The sequence below is a fragment of the Helicobacter ailurogastricus genome (assembly GCF_001282945.1).
GTDB lineage: Bacteria > Campylobacterota > Campylobacteria > Campylobacterales > Helicobacteraceae > Helicobacter > Helicobacter ailurogastricus.
This window is the reverse complement of record NZ_CDMG01000004.1, coordinates 231,237-257,300: the sequence shown is the minus strand read 5'-3', so window position 1 is coordinate 257,300 and position 26,064 is coordinate 231,237. Positions and strand designations below refer to the sequence as shown.

Below are 26,064 nucleotides of genomic sequence, written 5' to 3'. Positions count from 1 at the left end.
TCTTTATAGCAAAGTATGGCTTATAAAACCATAAAAAGTTAAAATTGCCTGTGCTATAATGTGGCCTTTGCTTAAAATAAGGTTAGTAGATGTTTGGGATGGGATTTTTTGAGTTGGTGGTGATCGTGGTGGTCGCTATCATTTTCTTAGGACCGGAGAAGTTTCCACAGGCGATGCTCGATCTTGCCCGCTTTTTTAGAGCGGTGAAGAAGAGTTTAAACGAAGCCAAAGAGAGCCTAGATAAAGAAATCCACATGGAGGAGCTGAAAAAAGAAGCCCTTGAGTACCAAGAGTTTTTTAAGCAACAGGCCAAACCCCTAGGGGATTTAAAACAAGAACTAGAAAACATCCCCCAAATGCCCGAAGTGCAAGACTTGCAAAAAAGCATGGAGAGCATCGCTAAAAGCAACCCCCTAGAGAGCCTAAACGCCCCCAAAAAAGAAGAAAAAACAGAAGAGGTAGAAAAACCCAAAGTGAGTTTAGAAAAAACCCCAAAAAGCTCTCTAGATGCTTGAAGATTTAAAACCGCATTTAGAGGATTTACGCAAACGGCTTTTGATCTCGATTTTGGTGTTGGTGTTGGCCTTTGGGCTGTGCTTTAGCTTTTGGCAAGAAATTTTTGCGTGGATCAAAGCGTCTTACCATGGAAAACTCATCCAAATCTCGCCCATTGAGGGGGTGATGGTGGCGATTAAAGTGAGTTTTTTGGCCGCTCTGGCCGTGTCCATGCCCGTGATTTTTTGGCAAGCATGGCTTTTCATCGCCCCCGGGCTTTATAAAAATGAAAAAAAGGTGGTCTTGCCCTTTGTGTTCTTTGGGAGCGTGATGTTTGCTTTGGGAGCGTGTTTTTCTTACTATGTGGTTTTTCCCTTTGTGATGCACTATTTGGCAAATTTTGGGGCGGCGATGTTTGAGGCAAACATTTCGGCTTCTAGCTATGTGAGTTTTTTTACCCGCTTGATTTTGGGCTTTGGGCTGGCGTTTGAGTTGCCCGTTTTGGCGTTTTTCTTAGCCAAAGTGGGGCTAATCACCGATGCCACTCTCAAAAACTATTTTAAATACGCCATTGTGGCCATTTTTATTGTGGCGGCGATCATCACCCCCCCCGATGTGATGAGCCAGATACTCATGGCAATGCCTTTAATCGGGTTGTATGGGCTCTCAATCTTGATCGCAAAAATGGTTAATCCAGCCCCCAAAGACGATAATGCCTAATATCCCCAAAGAGTTTAAGCGCGCCAGCTACGCCTATCACTTGCCCCAGCACTTGATCGCCACACACCCCATCAACCCCAAAGAAAACGCTAAATTAATGGTCTATGAAAGGGCAAGCGATCGGCTGACACACACCACCTTTAAAAAAATCTTTGATTTTTTCCCCAAGGACGCTTTGGTGGTGCTCAACGACACTAAGGTGATGAAAGCCAGATTATTTGCCCACACCGCCCAAAAACGCCGAGTAGAAATTTTATTGCACCACGCGGCTAGCCCCACGGCGTGTTTGGCCCAAGTGCGCGGAAAAGTGCGCCCCGGACTTGTTTTAGAGCTAGAGCAGGGTTATTCTTGCGAAGTTTTAGAAGTGCTTAATGATGGCTTGCGCGTGCTGGGCTTTAGACACGAGGGCAAACCTTTAGAGTGGGCCAAAGTGCTTGGCATGCTTGAACTCTTAGGGCATATGCCCATCCCGCCCTATTTAAAGCGCCCCGACACAAGCCAAGACACACAGGATTACCAAAGTGTGTTTGCCAAAAATCTAGGGGCGATCGCCGCCCCCACCGCGTCTTTACATTTTTCGCAAAGCGCAAAGGACCACCTATTAAAGAACTTTAAGCATGTCTTCATCACCCTACATGTAGGGGCGGGGACTTTTTTAAGCGTGCAGAGTGAGGACATTAGAGAGCACCCCATGCACGCCGAATTTGTAGAAGTGTCTTTTAAGGCGGGGCAAGCCCTAGATGAAGCCCGCTATATTTTATGTGTCGGCACCACTGCTTTAAGAGCCACAGAGCATTATAAAAGGGGCTTGGGGCTTGAACCTTGCAATCTCTTTTTACACCCGGGCAATCCGGTTAGAGCAGCACAAGCCCTTTTAACAAATTTCCACCTGCCCGAATCGACCTTAATCATGCTCGTTGCGTCTATGGTGGGCTTGGATAAATGCCTCGAGCTCTACAAAATCGCCATAGAACACCATTACCGCTTTTATTCCTACGGCGATGGGATGTTGATTTTATGAAAGACAAATTAGATTTATTTAGTAACTTGCTTTTAGAGTGGAATAGGGTACATAATTTGAGCGGGGCTAAAAACCGCCAAGACATCGAGCGCAACATTGCGGATAGCTTGCAGGTTTTGGACTTCATCGCCCCCTTTAAGAGTTGTTTAGATGTGGGCTCTGGGGCGGGCTTTCCAGCGATCCCCTTAAGCCTAGCCTGCCCTCATGCTCGTTTTATTTTGTTAGAGCCCAATGCTAAAAAAATAGCGTTTTTACACCATTTAAAAGCGAGCCTAGATTTACAAAATGTGCGTTTAAAACGCCTGCGCTTGCAAGAGTTGCCCGCTTTAAAAGTGGATTTAATCACTTCTAGGGCTTTGATGCCAGCACAAGAGCTGCTAAATTTAAGCGCCCCCTTCTTAGAAAAAGGCGGGCATTTTCTCTTTTATAAGGGGAGCAATTTAAGCACGGAGATTTCTTGTTTGCCCGAAGAGTGTTTTGCCTATGGCAAACGAGTTTACTTCTATCGCAAGGGGGCAAATTGAGATTGTTATTTTTATTAGCCATTGTGGTGGGGCTGTTTTTGTGGCTAAGACCTAAAATGAAAACCCCCCCGCCTAAAAACGACTCCAACGCAGAGCTAGACATGCTCGAGTGCGCCCATTGCAAAACCTATGTAACCAGCCAAGAAGCCATCCACTCTCAGGGCTGTGTCTATTGCTCTAAGGCGTGTTTAAAGGAAAGTGCATGTTGATTTTCGGGCATCCACAAATTCCCACAAGCCCCTTTGTGTGGGTCAAAGAAACCGAACAAATCGCCCAAACTTTGGCGAGCGCTGTCGTGTATTTTCACGCCACAGACAAGAAAGCCTTTGAGCTGTCCGCGCATTGCAGCACGAATGGGGTGAAATACGCTGTGTGCGTGCGCTCTCCCTTAGAGTGGGCGTTGATGCATAATTTTAAACCAAGTTATATCCTTGTAGAAGACGAGCCTAAGACCTACCAAGAATTGGCGGATGATTATTTGAGCGATGCAAGGGTTTTATGGGTGATCGACCATGAAGGGCAGATTGAGCAAGCCTTAAAAATGAGAATAGATGGGGTGGTGTTTAGGCCATTTTTGGGGTTTTAGGTTTTTTAGGCAAAATGTGTTAAAATAGCCGTTTTTCTTGGAGAGATGTCCGAGTGGTTGAAGGAGCACGCCTGGAACGCGTGTAAGGTGCAAGCCTTCAAGGGTTCGAATCCCTTTCTCTCCGCCATTTCTCCCTATTTTCATGCTTTTTGTGAATAAGATTAACAAAGAATAAATAACATTATCTTTGGCTAACAAAATATTAACAACCATTAGCCAAAAGATACTAAAATTTGCCTCGTTGATAGCTTGCGCTATTCAATAACACCATTTTATAAGAGGAGTTTAGGATGAAGCTTACCCCTAAAGAGCTAGATAAATTGATGCTCCATTATGCGGGAGAACTAGCCAAACAACGCAAAGCCAAAGGCATTAAGTTGAACTACACTGAAGCTGTGGCTTTGATCAGTGCGCATGTGATGGAAGAGGCCCGCGCAGGTAAAAAAAGCGTGGCAGATTTGATGCAAGAAGGCAGGACCTTACTCAAAGCCGATGATGTGATGCCTGGCGTGGCGCACATGATCCACGAAGTGGGGATTGAAGCGGGCTTTCCTGACGGGACAAAATTGGTAACCATCCACACTCCCGTAGAAGCTGGCAGCGACAAACTCGCTCCCGGCGAAGTGATCCTCAAAAACGAAGACATCACCCTCAACGCCAGCAAACACGCTATCCAATTAAAAGTGAAAAACAAAGGCGATCGCCCTGTGCAAGTGGGCTCACACTTCCACTTCTTCGAAGTCAATAAGCTTCTAGACTTCGATCGCGAAAAAGCCTATGGCAAACGCCTAGACATCGCTTCAGGTACTGCTGTGCGCTTTGAACCCGGGGAAGAAAAAACCGTGGATTTGATCGACATTGGCGGCAATAAACGCATCTATGGCTTCAACTCCCTAGTGGATCGACAAGCCGATCACGATGGCAAAAAACTTGCTGTAAAACGCGCCAAAGAACATGGCTTTGGCACCATCAACTGCGGTTGCGACAATAAATAAGGAAAGGAAGACCGATGAAAAAAATTTCTCGCAAAGAATATGTTTCTATGTATGGGCCCACTACGGGCGATAAAGTGCGCTTAGGCGACACTGACCTAATCCTAGAAGTCGAACACGACTGCACCACTTATGGCGAAGAAATCAAATTCGGGGGCGGTAAAACCATCCGCGATGGTATGGGCCAAACCAACAGCCCCAGCAGCCACGAACTTGACCTCGTCATCACCAACGCTTTGATCGTGGATTACACCGGCATTTACAAAGCCGACATTGGCATTAAAAACGGCAAAATCCACGGCATCGGCAAAGCCGGCAACAAAGACCTCCAAGATGGTGTTTGCAACAGGCTCTGCGTAGGCCCTGCTACTGAAGCTCTTGCCGGCGAAGGTTTGATCGTAACGGCTGGTGGGATCGACACACACATCCACTTCATTTCTCCTCAACAAATCCCCACAGCATTTGCTAGCGGAATCACCACAATGATCGGAGGCGGTACAGGCCCTGCAGATGGCACCAACGCCACCACCATCACTCCCGGCCGCTGGAACTTAAAAGAAATGCTCCGCGCTTCTGAAGAATACGCCATGAACCTTGGCTACCTTGGAAAAGGGAATGTGTCTTATGAACCCTCTTTGACTGACCAACTTTACGCTGGGGCCATTGGCTTTAAAATCCACGAAGACTGGGGCAGCACACCCTCAGCCATCAACCACGCTCTAAACATCGCTGACAAATACGATGTGCAAGTAGCCATCCACACCGACACCCTAAATGAAGCCGGCTGTGTGGAAGACACCCTAGAAGCCATCGCTGGACGCACCATCCACACTTTCCACACTGAAGGTGCTGGCGGCGGACACGCTCCCGATGTGATCAAAATGGCAGGCGAATTTAACATCCTTCCCGCTTCCACAAACCCCACCATTCCTTTCACCAAAAACACAGAAGCCGAACACATGGACATGTTGATGGTGTGCCACCACTTGGATAAAAACATCAAAGAAGATGTGGAATTTGCCGACTCTCGTATCCGCCCCCAAACCATCGCGGCTGAAGATAAACTCCACGACATGGGGATTTTCTCCATCACCAGCTCCGACTCTCAAGCCATGGGCCGTGTGGGCGAAGTGATCACCCGCACTTGGCAAACAGCGGACAAAAACAAAAAAGAATTTGGCCGCTTGCCTGAAGAAAAAGGCGACAACGACAACTTCCGCATTAAACGCTACATCGCCAAATACACCATCAACCCCGCCATCGCACACGGCATTTCTGAATATGTCGGTTCTGTGGAAGTGGGCAAATACGCTGACTTGGTGCTTTGGAGCCCTGCGTTCTTTGGCATTAAACCCAACATGATCATCAAAGGCGGATTCATTGCGCTTTCTCAAATGGGCGATGCCAACGCTTCTATCCCCACTCCCCAACCCGTTTATTACCGCGAAATGTTTGGCCACCACGGCAAAGCCAAATTTGACACCAACATCACTTTCGTGTCTCAAGTTGCTTATGAAAACGGCATCAAGGAAGAATTGGGCTTGCAAAGAATCGTGTTGCCTGTGAAAAACTGCCGCAACATCACCAAAAAAGACCTTAAGTTCAACGATGTGACCGCGCACATCGAAGTCAACCCTGAAACCTACAAAGTTAAGGTGGATGGCAACGAGGTTACCTCCCACGCGGCGGACAAATTACCTTTGGCACAACTCTATAACCTATTCTAGTGCCTGACACGAGGGGGGAATTTTTGCCCTGCTTTTTTAAGCGGGGCTTTTGTTATTTATGGGGGTTTTGATTTACTTTATTGGTTTATAATAAAAGCTCCTTGGGGTTTTTCGTTATAAAACGATAGACGCTCTGGTTATTTCACAATAAGGATAGGAATGTTAGGACTCGTGTTATTGTATGTTGCGATCGTGTTGATCAGCAACGGCGTTAGCGGGCTTGCTGGAGTGGACGCTAAAAGCAAAGCGATCATGAACTACTTTGTGGGCGCGCTCTCCATTGTGTGTAATATTGTGGCGATTGTGCATTCCACTTTCCACGCCACCCCTATGGTCGAAGGGGCAGAGAATATCCAGCAAGTGGCGCACCATCTGATTAACTTCTATGGCCCTGCAACTGGTTTATTATTCGGCTTCACCTACCTTTATGCCGCCATCAACAACACCTTTAATCTTGATTGGCGTCCTTATGGGTGGTATTGCTTATTTGTTACCATCAACACCATCCCCGCAGCCATTCTTTCTCACTACTCCGATGCCCTAGACGATCACAAAATGCTAGGCATCACTGAGGGCGACTGGTGGGCTTTCATTTGGCTCGCTTGGGGTGTGCTCTGGCTAACTGGCTGGATTGAATGTGTGTTGAAAAAGAGCTTGGGTAATTTTGTACCTTGGCTTGCTATCATCGAAGGGATCATCACGGCTTGGATTCCTGCTTGGCTTCTTTTCATCCAACACTGGGCGTAAGACATGCGCGCTGAGGCTATCTTAGGCAATCTACACACCAACCCCCCAAATGGGGAGGACGGTGTAGCCACCGTGGATTTCATTGACCTAGAGTGGTTTGATAGCCAAAAGCGCATGGGGCGTTTTAAGACAAGAGGGGGCGAGGAAGTGGTGATGAAACTAGAAAACCCCCCTAAGATGGGGCTAGCCGATGGGGACATTTTGTTCCAAGCCCCCGGTAAAGTTGTCGCCATCAATATCCTGCCCACTGAGGTGCTTTGCGCCTACGCCTCCAGCATGCACGAAGTGGCGAAAATCTGCTATGAAGTGGGTAACCGCCACGCCTCTTTATACTACGGCGAAGAAAATTTGAGTTTTAAAACCCCATTTGAAAAGCCCCTGCAAGTTTTGTTTGAAAGGCTGGGCGTGAAGCATGCGGTTTTAAAGAGCAAATTAGACGCTTCTAAACGCATTTCTGTGAGCGCATCGCCCCACAGCGAAATCTCTGCTCCGCTCAAATTCTTTGACAGCACTGACTTACAGATTGTGATTAAAAAATAGGACTCCCATGCACACCGATTTTTTACTGCTCCAAATCAACGATGCCGTGTTTCCCATCGGCTCTTACACCCACTCTTTTGGGCTAGAAACCTATATCCAACACAAAGAAGTCAAAGACAAAGAGAGCGCGCTTGCCTACTTGCAAGCCAACCTAGGCACGCAATTTTTATACAGCGATCTACTCAGTTTAAAACTAAGCTACCAACACGCTACACAAGGGCTAGAGAACCAAGACCCCCATTTGGGGCACATTTTAGACATTGAAGAAAAGGTCTGTCTAGCCACCCCCCCTTTAGAGCTAAGGAGCGCGAACCAAAAGCTGGGTAATCGCTTTTTAAAGACCATTTTACAGCTAGATTTGCCCTTTGTGCGCTTTTTTAGAGCCTACGCTAAGGCGACCACCACCCCCACACACGCCACAGCCTACGGAGTCTTTTGTGCCTGCTTTAACATTGCCCTAGACACCGCCCTCAAGCACTACCTCTACGCCCAAAGCTCCAATATGGTGATCAACTGCGTGAAAACCATCCCCTTAGCCCAAAATGACGGGCAGCGCATTTTATTAGCTTTGCAAGAAACCTTTAGCAACTTGCTAGACACTTTAGAAAACCTAGATGAAAGCCATTTGTGTGCGGCGAGCATCCAAAACGACATTAAGGCGATGCAACACGAGCATTTATACTCCCGCCTGTATATGTCTTAAATCTTAAACTTTTTACAAAGGATTACAATGGTAAAAATCGGTGTTTGTGGCCCTGTGGGCAGTGGCAAAACGGCTTTGATCGAAGCCTTGACTAGGTCTATGAGTCAAAATTACAGCATTGGCGTGATCACCAACGACATTTACACCAAAGAAGATGCCGAGTTTTTATGTAAAAACTCTGTGATGCCCCGCGAAAGAATTATTGGTGTAGAAACGGGCGGCTGTCCGCACACCGCCATTCGAGAGGACGCGTCCATGAACCTAGAAGCGGTCGAGGAAATGCATCAACGCTTCCCCGACATTCAGCTTATGTTTATTGAGAGCGGAGGCGATAATCTCTCCACCACCTTTAACCCCGAGCTGGCTGACTTCACGATCTTTGTGATCGATGTGGCTGAAGGCGATAAAATCCCCAGAAAAGGCGGGCCGGGCATCACCCGCTCCGACCTACTCATCATCAACAAAATTGACCTAGCCCCCCATGTGGGCGCGGATTTGGGCGTGATGGAGCGCGATTCTAAAAAAATGCGTGGGGACAAACCCTTTTTGTTCACCAACATTAGAAGCAAGGACGGCTTAGACCAAGTGATCTCTTGGATTCAAAAATACGCGCTTTTAGAAGATTAAAATGGAGCACAAGAGCAGTTACGCCCAAGCCTCGCGGCTAAAATTAAAAACCAAAATCGGGCACAATGGTAAGTGTGTCATCGCAGATAACTACTTCACCCCGCCCTTTAAGCTCATGCCCCCTTTTTATGCCAAAGACAGCCTAGCCGAAATCATGCTCATTGCCGTGAGCCCGGGGATGCTCAAAGGGGACGCGCACGAGATAGAGATCGAAGTGGGGCAAGATTGCCAACTCAAACTCTCTAGCCAAAGTTTTGAGAAGGTGCAAGATACCGAAGACGGGTATGCGAGCCGTAAAACGCACATTGAGGTTAAAGAAAACGCGCTTTTAGACTTTAGCCCCCTGCCTATTATCCCTTTTGCTAACGCGCATTTTCAAAACCACAGCCAAATCGTGTTGCACGAAAACGCCCAACTGCTTTATAGCGAGATCATCACCGCCGGACGCATCGCGCACGGCGAAGCCTTTGCCTTTAAGCGGCTGCACTCCACGCTCAACATCGCTTATTCGCAAGAAAACAGCGCGCACCCCTTGTTTGTGGATAACACGCTTTTAGAGCCAGCCAAAATGGATTTAAAAAACCCGTGCATGTTTGGCAATTACACCCATTATTTAAATTTAGTGGCTTTCACCAAGCACCTAGATCAAGACAGCTTGCTAAGCTTTTTAGAAGGCTTTGAAGGGCAAGCGGGGGTCAGCACCCTAGCCTCTAAGCTGCCTGAAGGCTATACGGGTTTATGCCTTAAAGCCCTCGCTTGTGGCTCGGAGCCCCTCTTAAACTTGCGTAAGTCTATCAGCCAAGAGTTGTTGGGGCGTTTAGAATAGGTTGCCCCTAGGGGCTAGCCCTCATCTCCCCACCAATTCCACATCCCGCAAGCCCTTTTAAGGTATTCAAACGCCTTGAGGGGGTCGGGCGTAACACCCAAGCCTTTGTCGTAGATTTTGCTTAATCTACGCAAAGCTTCATCGTAACAAGGCCCTTCGCAATCCGCCCCGTTAGCGACTATGGTGTAATGCTCTAGGGCTTTGGCGTAGTCTTGCTGCACCACCTCGCCGCCCTCAAAATACAACTCGGCTAAATTAAAGTGGGCTGTATAATCCCTAGCATTGACCTCTATGGCCTTGTTAAGGTATTCTAGGGCTTTTTTCTCATCTTTGACACACCCACTGCCCGTAAGATATCTTTCGGCCACATAGCCATAAAGGCGCGTGTTGCCTAGCTCTATAGCCTTTAAACACCATTCTAAAATTTGGGTCTTGTCATGCGTCCAGCCCAGCGACACTAAGCGGGCATAAGCCTCTGTGCCAAAGACTTCTTCGGCAAGGCTTATCGCCTTTTTGTAATGAGCGGTTGCCTTTTTACGATAACTCTTAGAGCTTAAACCCTCACTACGCCCCATGTATTGCCGAGAAATGGCATAGCAAATATCCGCTTTTTCTAGCTTGGTTTGACACATTTTAAGGGCTTTGTCGTAATAATCCTTTGCTTCTTTAGGGTCTTTATGCAAGACATCCTCAAGATAAAAGTCAGCTAATTTAAAGCAAGCATTGGTAGAGCCCATATCCACCGCCCTGTTAAGATACTCTAAGCCCTTGTTTATATCCACAGGCACCCCCTTACCATTTAGGTAAAACCCCCCGAGTATTTCATAAGACCTCGTGTCCCCCATGTCGCCTGCTTTTTTCAAGTATTCTAGGGCTTTGGTGAAGTTAGGACACCCTTTAAAAGAGCGTAGCGTCATATCATTGCTATAGAGCTTGCCTAGCTCGTAGAAACTCTCCACATCGCCCAGTTTTGCGCTCTTTTCATAGCACTCTATAGCCTCATTAATGTATCCTTTCTCGCGCGCCTGTGTGCCCCTTAAGAACAACACATCTGCCCTTCTAGGGAAAACTTGCCTAGAGCCCACACCCCCCACTTTAAAATCCTGCACGGGCAAATCGTTAAACAACGCCACCAGTCTTAACAAACTAAGGGGGTAGTCGTAGTGGTCTAAGCGAAATTTCGCGCCGTATTTGTTGTGGTATTTGGCTTTGTCGTTTTCAAAGAGTTTTTTAAAGGCAGGGGTGCTTTGGGCTTCTTTGAGATTTGCAACCCCACAAGTGATGATGAAAGAACAGCGGTATTCACAATGCCTTAAGGGGGCAAAGCACACATAAAAGCCATGCGCACTCTCTAGCTTGTTGGTATTCACCAAATCCTCTTGCAAGAGATTTTGGGGGGCAAAAATCAACACCCCCCTAACCTCCTCTGCCACCCCTTTATGGTTTAAAATTTTAAAGGGCTTTTCACAAAACGCCCCCACCCACTCGATCCCCCTTAAGAGTTTGTTTAACTTTTGAATAATGCCCTTAACAGAGCTAAAATCCTCCTTGCTGACGCACTTATCAAAGGCATCAAGGCATTCTTCAAGCTCTTTTCTCTCTTTAAACTCTAAAGCCACTCTTTCTATCATCGCGCCTCCTTAAACGGCGTATTCTTTAAAGAACGCATACAAGCGTTGGTAAATCTCCTCCGTGCGGGCTTTGATGTCCTCTAAGAGCCAATCGCTTTTGGGGAACTTGGCTAAGTCCTGTGCCTCTAAAAATTTAGACTTGGCGTATTTGGGCTTTTTGGCATCAAAGTAGCCATTGCTCGCCTTGATGTTGAGCGGTTTTTCTAACAAGATTTTATTGCCAATGGACTCCACTAAAGCATTTGCCTCTTTTTGGCTAAGCTTGACATAATTTGTCTGCCATTTTTTGGGGAAAATGTGCTCGATCTCGGGTTTTTCGCAAACCTCTGTGTCTTGCTCGGGGTATTTTAAATACATGTTGAGAGCCACAAGGGCTTTTGTGAGCCTTTTGGTTTGCGCCGCCTCAAAGAAGGTGCGGAAAGTGTATTCGCTCCTTTGGGTAGTAACCACGCTCTCTAAAATCTCTTGGCTTCCTGCTTTAAAGTCTATGCTCCCCGTTTTGTAAAGCGAAGTGTAGGCGTTATAGACGAGGTCTTTAATCTGTCCTGAATGCCGACTAATGGTATAGACCAAAAAGTGCGCGCATGTCCGCATTAAAACCTCCTCAAGCCCTTTAAAATAATCCTTGCCCTTCTGCTGACAATAGGCGTAATAAGCCCCGTCTAAAAATTGCCAATACCCACTTTCCAAAGTCCATAGGACATCGTAAAACTGATGGGCGCGGTGTGAGCGTTTGGAATGAACCTTACTGCTATACCAATATTCTCGCATTGTGGCAATTTCTTGCATGATCGAGCCGTCTTTGAGTAGGTTGCGATGCTTACTATAAAAGAAAGGGCGCAAGCCGATTTCTCGGCTTTTCTCCCCATTGCGCGCCCGCAAGACATGCATACAAAGCCTAAAAAGATAATCAATCTCGCACTCTTGCTCTAACTCTTGCCACTGCTCAATAAACGCCTCCCTCTCTTGCCCACTTCTGCTAGAAAAAATCACGCTTTTAAAAATGTCTGTGTCGTTTAGAGGGAGCCCTCTAGTATTCAGCGTGTTAAAGACCCGCAAAGCATATTCTAGGCGATCATCTTCACTGGCTGAGCCCCCACACTCCACAGAGAGCACAATACAAGAGTGCAACACACATAAACACAGATTGTGGAAAGTCGTGGGGTGCTCTGCGGTAAATTCATCTAAGCGGGCGCAAAAATAGCGGTAGTTTTTCTCATAATTTGAGCTATCTTGCTCCTCGTCCTGATCCAAGCCCTTTTCTAGGATGTTTTGCAAGATTTGGTGTTTGTCTCCGCTGATGGCGTGGCTGACTAAATGGGGCTTAGTGGGGTCGGGCTCGCCTGTAACGCCGTCAATCTCCCACAAACAAGAGGCGATGTTGTCTAGCAGGCGTTGCATTTTGCCATTGTTTTCACGGGTGAGCTTGGCGTGCATGGCTTTAAGCAACAACATTAAAGTCGTGGTGCGTTGCTGCCCATCCACGATGTGCTTTTTATCCTTAATGGGGTAAATGACAACCGAGCCTAAGAAATAGGGGTTTTGATAGGTAGCTTCACCCCCCCCCCCCCCCCCCTCAAAAAACGCCGTGATGTCCTCCCACAACTGAGAGCATTCCTTTAACTCCCACGCATAATCTCGTTGGTACTCCGGCACCACAAACTTATTTTTAGACAAATAGTCTAAAATATCCATTTGTAAAGTATCCATTTGCAACTTATTCGCCATAAAAACCTCCATTAAAAGATGCGTTTTGATTCTAGCACCTCTTATTTCATGGATGGTTAATCAATGCTTATAAATCCCCTTAAAATCGTGGATGGCCTCCTCGTACATTTCTATGGCTTGTTGGATCGAGTTTTCTAAAGTGTAGTTTTGGGTGCTTGCGGCGTAGGCACTCTCGGCTTTAGCGCGCTCCTCGGGGTTTTCTAACCAATAGTCGATTTTTTGGGCTAGGTCTTTGGGGTCGTTGGATTTAAACAGCGAGCGATCGTCTAAGGCGAATTGGTTGGTTGCGCTGATTTTGCTATCTGAAATGATGGGCACAACCCCGCAACTCATCGCCTCTAAACAGGCGATCGCCTCGCCCTCCACATCGGCCGTGTGGATGTATAAGTCGCATTGATAGAGCAGGGCCAATAAGTCTTTAGGCTCTAAAAAGCCAAAATCCACAGGGTGGGCTAGCCCCTCGGCGCATTTTTGCAATTTGGTTAAGTTTGGCCCAATGCCTTTTAAGTGGAGCTTGATTTGCGCGGCGTGGCGGCTTAGGCGCACCGCCTCTATTAAAACTTGTTGGTTTTTCTCATTAGAATAACGCCCGATCATGATGATGTGGTAAAGCCCATCTGTCTTGGTGTTGTGGGGGCGTTTGGTGTAAAGCGGGTCGAAGCCATTAGAGATGACATATTTTTTCCCCCCATAGCCATGCCTTTCTAGCTCGGCTTTAATGAGGGGCGAGGGGCAGTGGATGTGGTGTATGTGTTTATAATGGCTTTGCTTAAACCACCAAAAAATAAAGCGGTTGAGCCACCCTAAATTTTGTAATTTTATGTTATAGGTGATGTGCTCGGGCTGTAAATGAAACGCCCCTATGTAGGGGATTTTTAAACGCTTTGCCACCTCAACAGCGACCTTTTCTAATTTAAAGGGCAAAAACACATGCACCATGTCCACGCCCTCAAAGGCTTGGGCTAGAATCTCCTTGTCGGGCTTGCCAAAAATCATGTGTTGCTTGTGTGAGATCTCAGTAACTAAGGGGATGTAGCGCTCTTGCAAGCCATAAAAACCCTCCCCTTGCACGAAGGGCGCAACCACCCGCACCTCATGCCCCCTTGCTTTTAACGCTTGGTAAAAGCGATAACATGTCATAGAGGTCCCATTGCTCTTATCCTCAAAGCTATCCACCACTAAGGCAACAATCACTGATCTTCCTTAAAATTAAACTTGAAAGGGCGTTTTTCAAAAACCAAAATCTCAAAATCCCCTTCAAAAACTCTAATCTCCATAAACTCCCCCTCCACATGCACGGCGCATTTTTTAGAGCTGGCGTGCATGACCACGGCGTTGAAATAGACTTCTTGTTTCAGCTCAATGGGGGCTAGCAGGCCTAACTTCATAGAAGAGATGAGGCTGTTTTTCTTGTTGAGCGCACACAAAGCGGCAAAACTCGCCGCACTCACAATAAAGCCCGCATGCACCACATCCTCTTCACACAGCATAAACTCCTTAGGCGTGAAGCACACGGTGGCTTTATTGTTCCCAAAGGACACCAAATCGGCGCAAAGGGTTTGATCGAGCTTGGAGCAAACCAGCAAGCCCTCTTCTATTGGTATTGGCGTTTCCATGTTTTTCCTTTCATTTACGCAAGATAAAATACCCCCGAGTGGGAGCAGGATAGCCCTCTATGCTTTTAGTGGAATCTGACGGGTCTAAAAAGGATTCTAGACTCAACCCCTCAATCCAAGGGGTTTTGCGCTGCTCTTGCGTGGTTGTGGGGCTTAAGGCCAAAAGAAAGCACTCTTTAAAGCCGGCTTTAAAAGCCCAGTTTTGCAAGGCTTTTATGCTAGGGATAAAATAGACATTAGACATTTTGGCGTAAGTGCTAGGACAAAGCGCCACCTCTAGGGGGCTGTTAAAAACCAAAGTGTCTAACACCAACACCCCGCTGGGTTTTAAGCCCATGTGCAAGGCTTTTAGCGTGTTATGTGGGTCTTTTCTGTGATAAAGCACGCCCAAACAAAAGAGCGCGTCAAAGCGTTTAGCATAGGTGCGTAAATCCTCCACGCCCAGCCTCTCATAGACAATAGGGGTTTTTAAAAAGCCATTGAGCCATTTAAATTGCTTTTCATAGAGCGCGCTTGGGTCAAAACCTGTTAAACTTTTGGGTTTTAAGCCTTGCATGCAAAAAAGATAGTAGCCATTGTTACACCCGATGTCGCCCACCTCTAGGCCCTCTAAATTAACCGCCGTCTTGATCAAATCCCATTTCATATAACTTTGCCATTCGCTATCAATGCAAAAACCGCGATCGGCATGCCGATCGCCTTGAAAAAAGCAAAAAGGGCCTTTGCGCCACGGCTTTAATGCCAAAGCCTCGCGATAAATTTGCTCCAAAGATGCATCGAGGGGCAAAGAGACACGCACCCCCTTGTGTGCGCCCTCACAACGAGTCAAATAAACTCCTTAAAGGCGGTTTGCGCCAAAGGGCTTGTAAGGGGATTTCTCCTAGCACAAAACCTAAAGAAAAATCTTTTTTGCAAAGCAAATCCTGTAACTCTTGCAGATTTTGATAGCGCACATGCTCTAACGCCAAAGGCTCTTGGCTAAAAATAGCCGGCTTGTGATAGGGGGCGGTTTTTTTGACAAACGCGAGCATGCGAGGCAATTTAGCGACTTGTCTTTCGTGGATTAAAATCCGCTCACTCTGCCCGAAAGCGCAAAGCTCTAGGCGTTTGTTGGTGTAGTGGGGTTGCATGCTATTGAGCGTGCCTAGGTGGCTTAAATTTGCCTCTAGCCCCAAATCCTCGCAAAGATTGAGCACCCGCGCCAACTCTAGGGTGTAAAGTCCTGAGATTTTTAAATCGTGCCGTTGGTCTTTATAACGCAGGGCCATAGAAAATAATTGCGCCTGCAAGAGTGTAAAGGGGGGGGTATTTGCGGGTTTTTTTGCGTTTAACTTAGGCGGGGTGTGGGTCAAAAGCAAAGTGTGTAGGTTGTTTAAATCCAAATTCAACAGTTCTAGCGTGTCCTCTTCAAAGGCGCACACCCCGGGGGCTTTAGCAAGTTTGCTAAACAGCTCCAACTCTAAAGGCGTGAGGGTAAAGATTGTAAGGGGCGCGTCTAGGAATTTGTAATAAAGGAGTTTATTGACCGCCTCTTGTAAATTTTCTACGCAAATCCACGCAATTTCAGGGTCGCTGATGGGCGCGCTTTTTTCAAAGAGCACCCCATAAGCCCCAAGCCGCACGGCCTCCTCAATGCAAGAGGGGTTAAAGGCGGCAAACAGGCTCCCCCTTCTTACCCGATCGAGCTTGGCTGTGGCGTGGGTAAAGGTGCGCACAAAAGGCTCGGTCTTTAAAACCCCCCTTGTAACCGCCACCACTTCACAGACATCCACTAGCCGATTTTCGCCCCATTGCTGGTGGGCACTAGGGGGGCGATGAGAGTTAGCCCCTCTTTGTCACTTGCGCTTAAAACCATGCCCTCACTCACTAGCCCTAGCATTTTGCGGGGGGGTAGGTTTAATAAAGCGCACACTTGCTTGCCCTCTAAATCCTCGGGGTTATAGTGCAAGCCAATGCCCGATAAAATTTGGCGCACCTGCCCGCCAAAGTCTATTTGAAAGCACAAGAGTTTATCGCTCTTAGGCACTCTTTCAGCTTTGGTGATTGTGCCAACTTGGATGTCTAGCTTGCTGAAGTCTTCAAATTTGACCGCCACAACCTCTTTAGATGCATCCACAGCTTGTGCTTTTTGTGTTTCTTGCACTTCTAGCTTGGGGAAAAGTGCTTTGATGGGGGGCAAGCTTAAGGCGGGGAGCAAATAGCTAGGTTGCACACACGCCTTAAAATTCTCATGGTCTAAAGAGAGATTGAGCCACTGGGCCAATTTGTAAGCACTTTCAGGCAACACGGGGTAGAGGAAAAACACGCTTTTAGCTAAAAAAGTCGCCACGAGGGCAAGTAGTGCCATCGCTTTTTGAGGGTCGGTTTTGGCAAGCGCCCACGGCTGTTCTTTGGCAATGGCCGCATTGCACCCCTCAAAGACTCGCCACAGCTCCTCTAAATAGCGGTGCAGTTGCAAATCTAGCAAATAGGGCTCTAGGCTTTCTAATTGCGCTTGCCACTTAGTATACAAGGGGGCGTAGTGCGTGCGGACATGGCCGCTTTCAATGCGCCCGCCAAAGGGCTTTAGCAGGCCTGAGAGCCTTTGTACTAAATTGCCTAGAGTGTTGCTCAAGTCGGCATTAGAGCGGCGCACCAAAGCCTGCACGCCAAAATCCCCATCTTGGCCTAGCGGGGCTTCTCTTAAGAGAAAATAGCGCAAGGGCTCAGAGCCATAGACATTTGCCAGCTCTTGAGCGTTTAGCACATTGCCGATGCTCTTACTCATTTTCACGCCCTCAATCATCCACCACCCATGCACGCAAAGCTGCTTAAAAAGGGGCAGCTCTAGGCTCATTAAAAAGGCAACCCAATAGATGGCGTGGAAGCGCAAAATGTCCTTACCCACAATGTGCATGGCGTTGTCAAAATAGCCCATTTGCGCCCCGCCAGCGCCATAGCCTAGCGCGCTCACATAGCTAAGAAGAGCATCCAGCCACACATACACGACATGTTTAGGCTCGTTTAAGTGGGCAGGCAGGGCAATGCCCCACTCAAAACTCGTGCGGGTGATGGATAAATCATATAACCCCTGCTTGATAAAGCTTAAAACCTCGTTGCGTCTAAAAAGGGGCAAAATGGCACTGGGGTGTTTGTCGTAAAACTCTAAAAGTCTGTCTTGATAACGGCTCAATCTAAAAAAGTAGCTCTCTTCAGCGACCTTTGTTGTGGGTCGGTTGCAATCCGGGCAGGTGGTGCTGTTGGTGGCAAAACTCTCGCAACTCACGCAATACGCCCCCTCGTAAGTACCCTTATAAATGTCGCCTTTTTGGAGCATAGACTCGAAGGCGTGTTGTACGGCTTGTTCGTGCGCCCTGTCTGTCGTGCGGACAAAATAGTTGTAATCGATTTTAAAATGATCCCATTCTAGTTTAAAGTTTTGGCTGATTTTTGACGCATATTCTAGGGGGCTTAACCCGTGCTTGGCCGCGCTCAAAGCGATTTTTTGCCCGTGTTCGTCTGTACCCGTGAGTAAAAACACCTCTTTGCCCTTAAGGCTGTGGTATTTCTTTAGCATGTCGGCGATAAAAGTTGTGTAGGCGTGCCCTAAATGCGGGCTGTCATTGACATAGTAAATCGGGGTTGAAACAAACATCTTTTGCATGGAAGACCTTTAACCTAAAAAAAGGCCTATCATAGCACAAAAGCATAAACTAGCGATGCCTATAAGTCTTTTAAAATGCGGATTTCAAAGGTTTTTTCTGCGCTCTCTAGCAAAGTGATTTTGCCCCCGTGCGCTTGCACGACTTGCAAGGATAAGGCCAAGCCTAGCCCATTGCCCTTCAATTTCGTGGTTTCAAAGGGCTCAAACAACAATTCTTTATCCAAAACTTCTTTGCCATCGTCTTTAATGTGAAACACCACCCACTCGTTTTCCTCAAAGGCGCACACCTCAATATGCCCCTCCTCTTCAGCTCCCTCCTCAATCGCGTCTATGGCGTTGTATAAAAAGTTTTGCAAAGCGATGGAAAGCAGGCTTAAATCATAGGATGCCATCAAGGGGGCGATGGCGGTTTTTAAGCTAATGTCTTTGGTGTAGCTGTATTGGTTTAGAGCTTCTTTGATCTCATCTTCTAGCAGGCTCAAGCTTTGGGGGATTTTATTGGCATGCACGCCTTTAGAAAATAATAAAGTCGCCTTAATGATGCGCTCCACGCGCCACAGCGCGCGTTGCAACTCAAAGACAATGGGTTTGGTCTTGTCATCCACTTTTTTAAGCAAAACCGAAGTTAAAAGCGAGATCGAGCCCACAGGGTTTCTAATCTCATGCGCCAAGTGCGCGGAGATTTTACCCATAGAGACCAAGCGCTCTTGGCGTTTTTGCTTGGTGATGTCTGTGGCGGTGATGATCTCCTTACCTTGGATTTTGTTGTTTTGGAAAAGGTAGTTCTTGCCCGCATGCTCAATCTCGGTGTTAAAACCTAAAGCTTTGGCTTTTTCAAAGACCTCTTGGCTCTCGATCGCCTTGCTGTTTTTGTAAAAAAAGCTTTTGTTTTCATTAATCACCCAAATGGCTTGGGGTAAAATTTCAATCACCCACTCGTAAAGGGCTTTATAGTCTTTAAACTCTTTTTCAACCTTATAGCTTTGCAAGATAAACTCATTCAGCAAACGCAAGAGCTCTTGTCTGTCTTGCCCGCCTATGTTGTCTAAGATGTTTTGATCCACAAGCGGGCTCACCCTTTTTTCTGCGCCTCTTGCTCTTTTAAGAAGTTAAACAACAATTCGCTGTACCCAAAATGCCCGCTTAATTGGTTTGAGAGCGAGTCTTTATACATGGATTGGTAAATCTCGCTGCCCGCTTGCTTAGGATAAAGCGGGTTGTCTAGCTTTAGGGCGGTGTCGAGCATGAATTTTAAGAGCAAAGACTCGAAAGCATCGGTTTGGGTTTTAAGCTGTTGATCCTCTAGCTTGCCCCCCTTGGCGTTTTTAAGCTTGTTCGCGTCTAGTTTATTGGCTAGGTAGTTGTTGTAAATGTCTAGGTTATTTTTGATCATATGACCTCCATTTCTGCGCTGATCGCGCCGCTTTTTTTCATGGCCTCTAGGATAGAAACGATGCTCTTAGACCCCACCCCGATTTTTTGCAACGCCTTCACCACGCTAGCGATCGTGGCTTTGGGCGTGCTTAAAATATTTTCTTTCGTGTCTAGGGCGGTGTTTGGCCCTAGTTTGGCAATGTCCTTTTTCGCCTTACCCTTTTTAGGCTCTAAAGGCTCGGGGGTGATTTTAATCGTGATGTCCCCACTTGTTACAACCACCGGATGCACCTCAATATCCACGCCCGCCACCACCGTGCCCGACTTCTCGTCAATGATGATCTTATTTTGGTTGCTGTAGTCAATATTGACTTCCTGGATTAAAGCCAAAAACTCGACCATGGTGAGTTTTTCGGGCTTTTTTAGCTTGATCGTTTTAGGGTCAATGGCTAGGGCTACGGGTTCTTTAAAGGCTTTGTTTAGGGCTTCTTGGATTTTCACGGCGTTTTTAAAGTCGGGGCGTTTTAGGCTCAAAGTCATGGCATTTTTATGCGCCAAATCATAGACCACTTCGCGCTCAATGGTCGCCCCATTGACAATCGTACCTGAAAGCAAATTAGCCGAGTTGCCTAGACTCACACTCCCTTGCGCGATGGCGTAGATGTTGCCATCAATGGCGGTCAAAGGGGTCATCACCAGCACGCCGTGATCGATCGACTTTGCATCCCCGATGGAGGAGATTTGTACATCAATTTTATCGCCCTGTCTTGCAAAGGAGGGTAGGGTCGCGGTGATCATCACAGCGGCGACATTTTTAGACTTAATGTCATCGGGCGACACCTTGACATTCACACTCTCTAGCATGTTGGCGATGGATTGCATGGTAAATTTTGAGCCCGACTTATCCCCCGTGCCATTAAGCCCGATCACCAAACCATAGCCGATCAGCTGGTTGTCGCGCACGCCCACGATATTGGCGACATCCTCAATTTTCTCGGCGTGCAAGGACACACCTAACGCCCCACACAAGCACAAAACCCAAGCGCATTTTTTAAACATGGTTTAGATTTTACCCAAATATCTTTTAAAAAATCTAAGCCCCTAGACTTTGGCGCAAAAGCGTTGTTTTAGTCTGTTATAATGCCCTCTATGTGGGGATTTCTTAGGTTTTTGTTGTGTGTTGTGCTCCCTTGTGTGTGTTTGGCTCAAGTTTTAGAAAGCGAGGACGGCCAAGAATCCCCCCAAGAGCACACGATCCAAGACCTACACGCCATCCAAAACAGCTTTTTTAGCAGGGCACATGGCGACTTAGATAACACGCTTTTTATTGATTACAAACTCGGGCAGATGCCAAAATTGCGCTTACGCTACGCCATGGTTACGACCCTCGTTTTTAGCGAACCCATCGCTGAGGTGGTGCTGGGAGATGACATCGGTTTTAGTACCAAAACGCTAGGGCGCAATGTGCTCTTAATCAAGCCCCTAGAGGTGGGGATCGACTCGAATTTAAATGTCATCGGAGCGAGCGGTAAAATCTATGCCTTTTACATTTTCTCCACAACTTTTACCAGCCCCAAAAACCCGATTTTAAATGTCTATGTGTCTAACCAGCACTTTTTTATGGACAAGCAGGCGCAGGGCCAGCCCCTAGCCACGCTTGAAAACAAGCCCCAAACCCCCACCAATCAGCAATTCTTAAAAATCGGCACGGGGGGCAATGTGCTTTTAGTGGATAAAAGCCAAATGCAACGGGGTTATCGGGTGCTTGGGGGCAAAAGGCGGGCGTGGTTTTGTTTGTGGCTGTGTAAAGCCGCTTTTAAAGCCCGCATTCAGCCGCTTGACATTTTTAACGACAAGCACTTCACTTACTTTAAATTTGACAGCCACCGCTCCAGCGTGAAATTCCCCGTGGCGTATAAAGTCGTGGATGGCTATGACAACCCCATCAACACCCGCATTGTGGGCGATTACCTCATCGCCGAGGACATCGCCGCTAAGTGGACTCTAAGAGAGGGCAAAATCCACGCTTGCGTGCGTAAAGTTAAATGAAGCCCTTTGTGAAAAAGGCTTTGTTTTTTGGGGGCGCAATGGTGGCGGTGTTTGTTGCTTCCTTAATCCTCAACAAACCCAAAAAAGCCCCCGAAGTGTTGGATTTAAAAGACACCAATTACCCCCTAGCCGACTATCTTTTTACACCCCCGCCTAAAGAACCCCCACCTAAAGAGGACCCCAAGATTGCCCACTTGCAAGCACTCTTGCAAGAAAATGCCAAAGAGATCGCCAATTTAAAAGCACAATTAGAGCAAGCCAAAAAAGCCCCCCCGCCCCAAGAAGTAGAGCCCCCCCAAGAAGCCCAGCCACAAGAAGAGCAAGAACAAGAGCTAGAGCCCGCTGAACCCACCCAAGAGGAATTAGACATTGAAAACGCTCTCAATGAGCGCATTCAAGGCTTTGAAGAGTCACAAGAAAAAGAGATCGACTATGGGGCAAGCCACTTTGAAAATTTAAAAACCCACGATTTAGCCACGCATGAAAACCGCCTGCTGCGCACCATCACTGCCGATAAAATGATCCCCGCGTTTTTAGTAACGCCCATTAGCTCCCAGCTTGCCGGCAAGGTTGTGGCGCAAGTGGAGAGCGACATTTTCGCCAACATGGGGAGGGCGGTGCTCATCCCTAAAGGCTCAAAAGTCATCGGTTATTACAGCAACAACAACAAAATAGGCGAATACCGCCTAGACATTGTGTGGAGTCGCATCATCACCCCGCAAGGGGTCAATATCACGCTCACCAACGCTAAGGGGGCGGATGTCAAGGGTTATAGCGGTTTGGTCGGGCAAATGATCACGCACAACTTCCAACGCTATGGCATGCCCTTATTGGTCTCCACCCTCTCTAATGGGCTGTTGATCGCCTTGACCTCAGCCCTTGCCAATAAAACAGGCAAAAATAATCTCTTTGGCGACTTCTTGCTCATGCAACTGACCCGCCAAACGGGGATGGGCTTAAACCAAATCATCGCCCAAATCTTAAAGGACAAGAGCAACTTAAAGCCCATTATCATCGTTAGGGAGGGCTCTAGGGTGTTCATTTCGCCCAACTTAGATATATTTTTCCCCACTCCCACAGAGGGCGAGGTGGTGGCGAAGTTTTTTAAACACAACCCGCCTTAAACAAGTGTTTTAGCATTATTATAGTCTAGTCGGTATATTTGTGGGAATTTTGTATATAATGTAATTTTGTTGATTTTAACGCAAGGAAACCTAATGAAAGTCTATTTTTTTGCCACTTGTCTAGGGGGGGCTGTGTTTAGCCAAACGGCACTAAATTGCATTAAACTTTTGCAAAGGGAGGGGGTGGAGGTGATCTTTAAAAAAGATCAAACCTGTTGCGGACAACCTAGCTACAACTCAGGTTACTACGAGCAGACTCGCCAAATTGTGTTACACAATGTCCGCCTCTTTAAAGAGGATTACCCAGTCATTGTGCCTAGTGGCTCGTGCGTGGGGATGATGGCGCACGATTATTTAGAGCTGTTTGAGGGGCATAAGGAATACGAGGAAGTGAAAAACTTCGCTTCAAGGGTGTTTGAACTCTCCGAGTTTTTAGACAAAAAACTAGAGGTGCGCTACACCGACACGGGCGCGCCCATTAAAGTTACTTGGCATTCGAATTGCCACGCTTTAAGGGTGTCAAAGGTGATTGAAAGCGCGAAGAAAATCATTGCCCAGCTGTCTAATGTCGAGTTAGTGCCTTTGCAAAGGGAGGAGGAGTGTTGCGGGTTTGGGGGGACTTTTGCGGTCAAAGAACCCGAGATTTCTAACGCCATGGTGCAAGAGAAAATCCACGACATTGAAAGCCGCCAAGTGCAGTGTGTCCTCTCGGCCGATGCGGGCTGTTTGCTCAACATCAGCGGCGCGATGGCTAAAATGAATAGCAACACAAAGGCCATGCACTTTTACGACTTTTTAGCCCAAAGAGTGGGATTAGGAGTTTGACATGACACACACCACCACACACAGCGACCACGATTACGAACAAGTCATCGGCGAGAAGTTAAACGATGCGCAATTACGCACCAACTTGCGCTCAGCGATGGACACTTTAATCCACAAGCGCAAAGACCTACTAGAAGATCGTTACCCAGAGTGGGAGCAATTACGCACGATGGGGCAAAATGCAAAATTAAAAGTCTTGGCCCAACTAGACACCTATGTCCAACGCTTTGAGGAAAACGCCACAAAAAATGGCTTTGTGGTGCATTATGCCAGCACGGCAAAAGATGCCAATGAGATCATCTACAAGCTCGCCAAAGAGCGGGGCGTTGAGCGCATTTTAAAGGGCAAGTCGATGGCGAGCGAGGAAATCGAGCTCAACCGGTATATGAAGGAAAAGGGGATTGTCGCCAAAGAAACGGATTTGGGCGAGCTCATCATCCAGCTGATTGATGAACACCCCGTACATATCGTGGTGCCTGCCATCCACAAAAACCGCCACCAAGTGGGTAAGATTTTCCAAGAAAAGCTAGGCGCGCCCCTAGAGAGCGAACCTGAAAAGCTCAATGGCATTGCCAGAAAGCACATGCGCGGCGAGTTTGAGGGATTTAAAATGGGGATTTCGGGGGTGAATTTTGCCATCGCCAATGAGGGGGCGATTTGGCTTGTGGAGAATGAGGGCAATGGGCGCATGTGCACCACCGCCTGCGATATCCATGTCGCCATTTGTGGGATTGAAAAAATGGTCGAAAGCTTTGAAGATGCTTCGATCTTAAACAACCTGCTTTGCCCCAGTGCCGTGGGCGTGCAAATCACCTGTTATCAAAACATCATCACGGGTCCGCGCCAAGAGGGCGAGCTAGACGGGCCCAAAGAGGCGCACATCATTTTACTCGACCACAACCGCAGCAATATCCTAGCGGATGAAAAATATTACAGAGCCTTAAGCTGCATCCGCTGTGGGACTTGCTTGAACCACTGCCCCGTGTATGACAAAATCGGCGGACACGCTTACTTAGCGACCTACCCCGGACCCATCGGGGTTGTCATCACCCCCCAGCTTTTTGGGCTAGACAATTACGCCCACATCGCCAATTTATGCAGCCTTTGTGGCCGGTGCGGGGAGGTGTGCCCGGTCAAAATCCCCTTGCCCGAACTCATTAGAGATTTGCGCGCTGAAAAGAGCCATGAGGGGCGGGGTGTGGTGCGGGGCTATAAAGACACCAAGCACAGCAAATTAGAAGAGCTAGGCATGAAGGCGTTTGCCAAGATCGCCAGCAATGGCACGGCGTGGCGGGCGGTCATGGCCATGAGCGGCGTTTTCGCCCCTTTAGGCAAGGTCTTCGGGCATTACACGCCGGTGTTGAAAAAGTGGCTCAGATATCGAGAAATGCCGACAATCCATGGCAATTTGCACGCTGAGGTGAAAAAATTAACGGGGGTGATTTATGAGTAAGCAAGTGGTCATTGAACGCATCCAAAATGCCCTAAAACGGCACGCTATTAGCCATGAAAATCTGCCCTATCAAAATATGATTACAGACGCGAAAGCGGATTTGATCGAGCAATACAAGCACCTTCAAGAGCTTAACCGCTCCCAACTCACAGAGTGCGCTAAAGAGGACTTGCCCGGGGCGATCCAAGAGGCTTTAAAGGGTTTTGAAACCCAAAAACTCTTGTGCGCCACGAATTTACCCTGCTCTTTAGAGGAACTAGACCCCCAAAATCTTTACCAAAAAATCCCCTACGATAAGCCCGTAGAGGCGTTTAAAGAGGAGTTGTTTAACATCGACACGGCGATTTTAGAGGCGACTTGTGGCGTGGCGAATTTAGGCATTGTGGGCGTGGTGTCTTCTAAGTTTGCCCCGCGTTTGACTTCTCTCATCACCCTTAAATGCGTGATTTTGTTAGATAAATCTAAAATCGTGCAAAATTTGGCGCAGGGGCTAGAGGCTCTTAAAAACGCCGGGGAAGGGCGTTTGCCGACAAATATGCTTTTTATTGGCGGGCCTAGCCGCACGGCAGACATTGAGCTAAAAACCGTCTTTGGCGTGCACGGACCTATGGCGACCCATGTCATCTTATACTAAGGAGCAAACATGCGTTTAGAAAAAGGGAGCCCAGCTCCCGCCTTCACTTTAAGCAATGCCACAGGGCAGAGCGTTAGCCTTAAAGACTTTTTAGGCAAGGTTGTGGTGCTTTACTTTTACCCCAAGGACAACACCCCGGGTTGCACCCTTGAGGCGCAAGATTTCACCAAGTTAAAAGCAGAGTTTGGGGCGAAGGGAGCGGTGATTTTAGGCGTGAGCGCGGACGATGCCAAAAGCCATTGCCATTTTATCGAGAGTGAAAGTTTAGGCATTGAATTACTCAGCGATCCTAACCACGAAGTGGCAAAAGCTTATGGGGCTTATGGCGAGAAAAATTTGTATGGCAAGGTGAGCGTGGGGCTGATTCGCTCCACTTTTGTCATTAACCAAGAGGGCAAAATCGCCCATGCCCTTTACAATGTCCAAGCCAAAGGACATGCTCAAAAAGTGTTGGGGCTTCTTTAGCCTCATTGGCTTGA

General features: G+C 47.5%; 29 protein-coding genes and 1 tRNA gene. 20 read left to right on the top strand and 10 right to left on the bottom strand.

The genetic code is table 11. The features are described from left to right. The first annotated feature begins 89 nt into the window (after positions 1 to 89). The 14 genes from tatB to HAL07_RS04250 all read left to right on the top strand — a co-directional run bounded on the left by tatB (position 90) and on the right by HAL07_RS04250 (position 9,508). Positions 90 to 515, top strand: coding sequence for a Sec-independent protein translocase protein TatB (gene tatB / locus HAL07_RS04315; RefSeq protein ID WP_053945233.1), 426 nt, complete (start codon positions 90 to 92; stop codon positions 513 to 515). Further along, a complete protein-coding gene (tatC, locus tag HAL07_RS04310) occupies positions 508 to 1,215 on the top strand; it encodes a twin-arginine translocase subunit TatC (protein ID WP_053941319.1) in 708 nt (235 codons plus the stop codon). Before tatB ends, tatC begins: the two co-directional genes overlap by 8 nt. Continuing rightward, positions 1,208 to 2,236 carry a tRNA preQ1(34) S-adenosylmethionine ribosyltransferase-isomerase QueA gene (gene queA / locus HAL07_RS04305; RefSeq protein WP_053945232.1) on the top strand — a complete coding sequence of 343 codons (1,029 nt, stop codon included), beginning with the start codon at positions 1,208 to 1,210 and terminating at the stop codon, positions 2,234 to 2,236. Before tatC ends, queA begins: the two co-directional genes overlap by 8 nt. After that, a complete protein-coding gene (gene rsmG, locus HAL07_RS04300) occupies positions 2,233 to 2,760 on the top strand; it encodes a 16S rRNA (guanine(527)-N(7))-methyltransferase RsmG (RefSeq protein ID WP_053945231.1) in 528 nt (175 codons plus the stop codon). The genes queA and rsmG overlap by 4 nt, the downstream gene beginning before the upstream one ends. Beyond that, positions 2,757 to 2,969 carry a PP0621 family protein gene (locus HAL07_RS04295; RefSeq protein ID WP_053827917.1) on the top strand — a complete coding sequence of 71 codons (213 nt, stop codon included), beginning with the start codon at positions 2,757 to 2,759 and terminating at the stop codon, positions 2,967 to 2,969. The genes rsmG and HAL07_RS04295 overlap by 4 nt, the downstream gene beginning before the upstream one ends. Beyond that, positions 2,963 to 3,346, top strand: coding sequence for a hypothetical protein (locus tag HAL07_RS04290; protein ID WP_053941317.1), 384 nt, complete (start codon positions 2,963 to 2,965; stop codon positions 3,344 to 3,346). Before HAL07_RS04295 ends, HAL07_RS04290 begins: the two co-directional genes overlap by 7 nt. Before the next feature lie 39 nt (positions 3,347 to 3,385). Further along, positions 3,386 to 3,473, top strand: a tRNA-Ser gene (locus HAL07_RS04285). 163 nt (positions 3,474 to 3,636) lie between these two features. Further along, positions 3,637 to 4,341: an urease subunit alpha gene (gene ureA, locus HAL07_RS04280; protein WP_053941316.1), complete on the top strand. Its 705-nt coding sequence runs from the start codon at positions 3,637 to 3,639 to the stop codon at positions 4,339 to 4,341. A gap of 14 nt (positions 4,342 to 4,355) precedes the next feature. Continuing rightward, the gene (gene ureB / locus HAL07_RS04275; protein WP_053945230.1) at positions 4,356 to 6,065 is read left to right on the top strand and encodes an urease subunit beta; all 1,710 of its coding nucleotides are present in this window, start codon (positions 4,356 to 4,358) and stop codon (positions 6,063 to 6,065) included. 159 nt (positions 6,066 to 6,224) lie between these two features. Beyond that, the gene (locus HAL07_RS04270) at positions 6,225 to 6,812 is read left to right on the top strand and encodes an AmiS/UreI family transporter (protein ID WP_053941314.1); all 588 of its coding nucleotides are present in this window, start codon (positions 6,225 to 6,227) and stop codon (positions 6,810 to 6,812) included. Positions 6,813 to 6,815: 3 nt separating this feature from the next. Then, entirely contained in the window at positions 6,816 to 7,352 is a 537-nt protein-coding gene (locus tag HAL07_RS04265; RefSeq protein ID WP_053945229.1) for an urease accessory protein UreE, read from the top strand. 7 nt (positions 7,353 to 7,359) lie between these two features. Then, complete coding sequence (locus HAL07_RS04260) at positions 7,360 to 8,055, top strand: urease accessory protein UreF (protein WP_053945228.1); 696 nt, start codon at positions 7,360 to 7,362, stop codon at positions 8,053 to 8,055. A gap of 27 nt (positions 8,056 to 8,082) precedes the next feature. After that, positions 8,083 to 8,682, top strand: coding sequence for an urease accessory protein UreG (gene ureG, locus HAL07_RS04255; RefSeq protein ID WP_053945227.1), 600 nt, complete (start codon positions 8,083 to 8,085; stop codon positions 8,680 to 8,682). A gap of 1 nt (position 8,683) precedes the next feature. Beyond that, positions 8,684 to 9,508: an urease accessory protein UreD gene (locus HAL07_RS04250; protein ID WP_053945226.1), complete on the top strand. Its 825-nt coding sequence runs from the start codon at positions 8,684 to 8,686 to the stop codon at positions 9,506 to 9,508. 14 nt (positions 9,509 to 9,522) lie between these two features. Here the strand turns inward: HAL07_RS04250 and HAL07_RS04245 are convergent, their stop codons facing one another. Genes HAL07_RS04245 through HAL07_RS04200 form a run of 10 tightly spaced genes read right to left on the bottom strand, consistent with a single transcriptional unit; the run spans position 9,523 to position 20,559 of the window. After that, a complete protein-coding gene (locus HAL07_RS04245) occupies positions 9,523 to 11,139 on the bottom strand; it encodes a tetratricopeptide repeat protein (RefSeq protein WP_053945225.1) in 1,617 nt (538 codons plus the stop codon). Positions 11,140 to 11,148: 9 nt separating this feature from the next. Further along, the gene (locus tag HAL07_RS04240) at positions 11,149 to 12,867 is read right to left on the bottom strand and encodes a DUF262 domain-containing protein (protein ID WP_053945224.1); all 1,719 of its coding nucleotides are present in this window, start codon (positions 12,865 to 12,867) and stop codon (positions 11,149 to 11,151) included. 60 nt (positions 12,868 to 12,927) lie between these two features. Next, positions 12,928 to 14,061 (bottom strand): glycosyltransferase, encoded by a 1,134-nt coding sequence (locus tag HAL07_RS04235; protein WP_053941307.1) that lies wholly within the window; start codon positions 14,059 to 14,061, stop codon positions 12,928 to 12,930. Next, a complete protein-coding gene (locus HAL07_RS04230; protein WP_053941306.1) occupies positions 14,058 to 14,483 on the bottom strand; it encodes a PaaI family thioesterase in 426 nt (141 codons plus the stop codon). The genes HAL07_RS04235 and HAL07_RS04230 overlap by 4 nt, the downstream gene beginning before the upstream one ends. Positions 14,484 to 14,493: 10 nt before the next feature. Next, positions 14,494 to 15,270, bottom strand: coding sequence for a tRNA 5-methoxyuridine(34)/uridine 5-oxyacetic acid(34) synthase CmoB (gene cmoB / locus HAL07_RS04225; RefSeq protein WP_370695962.1), 777 nt, complete (start codon positions 15,268 to 15,270; stop codon positions 14,494 to 14,496). Between the two features lie 28 nt (positions 15,271 to 15,298). After that, entirely contained in the window at positions 15,299 to 16,255 is a 957-nt protein-coding gene (locus HAL07_RS04220; RefSeq protein ID WP_053941304.1) for a hypothetical protein, read from the bottom strand. Beyond that, the gene (metG, locus tag HAL07_RS04215; protein WP_053945222.1) at positions 16,255 to 18,126 is read right to left on the bottom strand and encodes a methionine--tRNA ligase; all 1,872 of its coding nucleotides are present in this window, start codon (positions 18,124 to 18,126) and stop codon (positions 16,255 to 16,257) included. The genes HAL07_RS04220 and metG overlap by 1 nt, the downstream gene beginning before the upstream one ends. Before the next feature lie 59 nt (positions 18,127 to 18,185). Then, on the bottom strand, positions 18,186 to 19,202 hold the full coding sequence (locus tag HAL07_RS04210) for a sensor histidine kinase (protein ID WP_053941302.1): 1,017 nt from the start codon (positions 19,200 to 19,202) through the stop codon (positions 18,186 to 18,188). Continuing rightward, positions 19,199 to 19,519, bottom strand: a complete 321-nt coding sequence (locus HAL07_RS04205; RefSeq protein ID WP_053945221.1) for a hypothetical protein — start codon at positions 19,517 to 19,519, stop codon at positions 19,199 to 19,201. The genes HAL07_RS04210 and HAL07_RS04205 overlap by 4 nt, the downstream gene beginning before the upstream one ends. Next, on the bottom strand, positions 19,516 to 20,559 hold the full coding sequence (locus HAL07_RS04200; RefSeq protein ID WP_053945220.1) for a flagellar basal body P-ring protein FlgI: 1,044 nt from the start codon (positions 20,557 to 20,559) through the stop codon (positions 19,516 to 19,518). The genes HAL07_RS04205 and HAL07_RS04200 overlap by 4 nt, the downstream gene beginning before the upstream one ends. A gap of 90 nt (positions 20,560 to 20,649) precedes the next feature. Between HAL07_RS04200 and HAL07_RS04195 the strand changes: the two genes are divergently transcribed. The 6 genes from HAL07_RS04195 to bcp all read left to right on the top strand — a co-directional run bounded on the left by HAL07_RS04195 (position 20,650) and on the right by bcp (position 26,050). Next, entirely contained in the window at positions 20,650 to 21,549 is a 900-nt protein-coding gene (locus tag HAL07_RS04195) for a TrbG/VirB9 family P-type conjugative transfer protein (protein WP_053945296.1), read from the top strand. Continuing rightward, the gene (locus tag HAL07_RS04190) at positions 21,546 to 22,673 is read left to right on the top strand and encodes a DNA type IV secretion system protein ComB10 (RefSeq protein ID WP_053945219.1); all 1,128 of its coding nucleotides are present in this window, start codon (positions 21,546 to 21,548) and stop codon (positions 22,671 to 22,673) included. The genes HAL07_RS04195 and HAL07_RS04190 overlap by 4 nt, the downstream gene beginning before the upstream one ends. Positions 22,674 to 22,766: 93 nt before the next feature. Continuing rightward, positions 22,767 to 23,498 carry a (Fe-S)-binding protein gene (locus tag HAL07_RS04185; protein ID WP_053945218.1) on the top strand — a complete coding sequence of 244 codons (732 nt, stop codon included), beginning with the start codon at positions 22,767 to 22,769 and terminating at the stop codon, positions 23,496 to 23,498. Between the two features lies 1 nt (position 23,499). Further along, a complete protein-coding gene (locus HAL07_RS04180; protein ID WP_053940902.1) occupies positions 23,500 to 24,951 on the top strand; it encodes a LutB/LldF family L-lactate oxidation iron-sulfur protein in 1,452 nt (483 codons plus the stop codon). Then, the gene (locus HAL07_RS04175) at positions 24,944 to 25,585 is read left to right on the top strand and encodes a LutC/YkgG family protein (RefSeq protein WP_053945217.1); all 642 of its coding nucleotides are present in this window, start codon (positions 24,944 to 24,946) and stop codon (positions 25,583 to 25,585) included. Before HAL07_RS04180 ends, HAL07_RS04175 begins: the two co-directional genes overlap by 8 nt. A gap of 9 nt (positions 25,586 to 25,594) precedes the next feature. Continuing rightward, on the top strand, positions 25,595 to 26,050 hold the full coding sequence (gene bcp / locus HAL07_RS04170) for a thioredoxin-dependent thiol peroxidase (protein ID WP_053945216.1): 456 nt from the start codon (positions 25,595 to 25,597) through the stop codon (positions 26,048 to 26,050). Positions 26,051 to 26,064 lie beyond the last annotated feature (14 nt).

Bases quoted from the DNA above. Each gene is read 5' to 3' on its own strand.
- tatB (WP_053945233.1), top strand. From the start codon at position 90: ATGTTTGGGATGGGATTTTTTGAGTTGGTGGTGATCGTGGTGGTCGCT.
- tatC (WP_053941319.1), top strand. From the start codon at position 508: ATGCTTGAAGATTTAAAACCGCATTTAGAGGATTTACGCAAACGGCTT.
- queA (WP_053945232.1), top strand. From the start codon at position 1,208: ATGCCTAATATCCCCAAAGAGTTTAAGCGCGCCAGCTACGCCTATCAC.
- rsmG (WP_053945231.1), top strand. From the start codon at position 2,233: ATGAAAGACAAATTAGATTTATTTAGTAACTTGCTTTTAGAGTGGAAT.
- HAL07_RS04290 (WP_053941317.1), top strand. From the start codon at position 2,963: ATGTTGATTTTCGGGCATCCACAAATTCCCACAAGCCCCTTTGTGTGG.
- ureA (WP_053941316.1), top strand. From the start codon at position 3,637: ATGAAGCTTACCCCTAAAGAGCTAGATAAATTGATGCTCCATTATGCG.
- ureB (WP_053945230.1), top strand. From the start codon at position 4,356: ATGAAAAAAATTTCTCGCAAAGAATATGTTTCTATGTATGGGCCCACT.
- HAL07_RS04270 (WP_053941314.1), top strand. From the start codon at position 6,225: ATGTTAGGACTCGTGTTATTGTATGTTGCGATCGTGTTGATCAGCAAC.
- HAL07_RS04265 (WP_053945229.1), top strand. From the start codon at position 6,816: ATGCGCGCTGAGGCTATCTTAGGCAATCTACACACCAACCCCCCAAAT.
- HAL07_RS04260 (WP_053945228.1), top strand. From the start codon at position 7,360: ATGCACACCGATTTTTTACTGCTCCAAATCAACGATGCCGTGTTTCCC.
- ureG (WP_053945227.1), top strand. From the start codon at position 8,083: ATGGTAAAAATCGGTGTTTGTGGCCCTGTGGGCAGTGGCAAAACGGCT.
- HAL07_RS04250 (WP_053945226.1), top strand. From the start codon at position 8,684: ATGGAGCACAAGAGCAGTTACGCCCAAGCCTCGCGGCTAAAATTAAAA.
- HAL07_RS04245 (WP_053945225.1), bottom strand. From the start codon at position 11,139: ATGATAGAAAGAGTGGCTTTAGAGTTTAAAGAGAGAAAAGAGCTTGAA.
- HAL07_RS04240 (WP_053945224.1), bottom strand. From the start codon at position 12,867: ATGGCGAATAAGTTGCAAATGGATACTTTACAAATGGATATTTTAGAC.
- HAL07_RS04230 (WP_053941306.1), bottom strand. From the start codon at position 14,483: ATGGAAACGCCAATACCAATAGAAGAGGGCTTGCTGGTTTGCTCCAAG.
- metG (WP_053945222.1), bottom strand. From the start codon at position 18,126: ATGCAAAAGATGTTTGTTTCAACCCCGATTTACTATGTCAATGACAGC.
- HAL07_RS04205 (WP_053945221.1), bottom strand. From the start codon at position 19,519: ATGATCAAAAATAACCTAGACATTTACAACAACTACCTAGCCAATAAA.
- HAL07_RS04200 (WP_053945220.1), bottom strand. From the start codon at position 20,559: ATGTTTAAAAAATGCGCTTGGGTTTTGTGCTTGTGTGGGGCGTTAGGT.
- HAL07_RS04195 (WP_053945296.1), top strand. From the start codon at position 20,650: ATGTGGGGATTTCTTAGGTTTTTGTTGTGTGTTGTGCTCCCTTGTGTG.
- HAL07_RS04190 (WP_053945219.1), top strand. From the start codon at position 21,546: ATGAAGCCCTTTGTGAAAAAGGCTTTGTTTTTTGGGGGCGCAATGGTG.
- HAL07_RS04185 (WP_053945218.1), top strand. From the start codon at position 22,767: ATGAAAGTCTATTTTTTTGCCACTTGTCTAGGGGGGGCTGTGTTTAGC.
- HAL07_RS04180 (WP_053940902.1), top strand. From the start codon at position 23,500: ATGACACACACCACCACACACAGCGACCACGATTACGAACAAGTCATC.
- HAL07_RS04175 (WP_053945217.1), top strand. From the start codon at position 24,944: ATGAGTAAGCAAGTGGTCATTGAACGCATCCAAAATGCCCTAAAACGG.
- bcp (WP_053945216.1), top strand. From the start codon at position 25,595: ATGCGTTTAGAAAAAGGGAGCCCAGCTCCCGCCTTCACTTTAAGCAAT.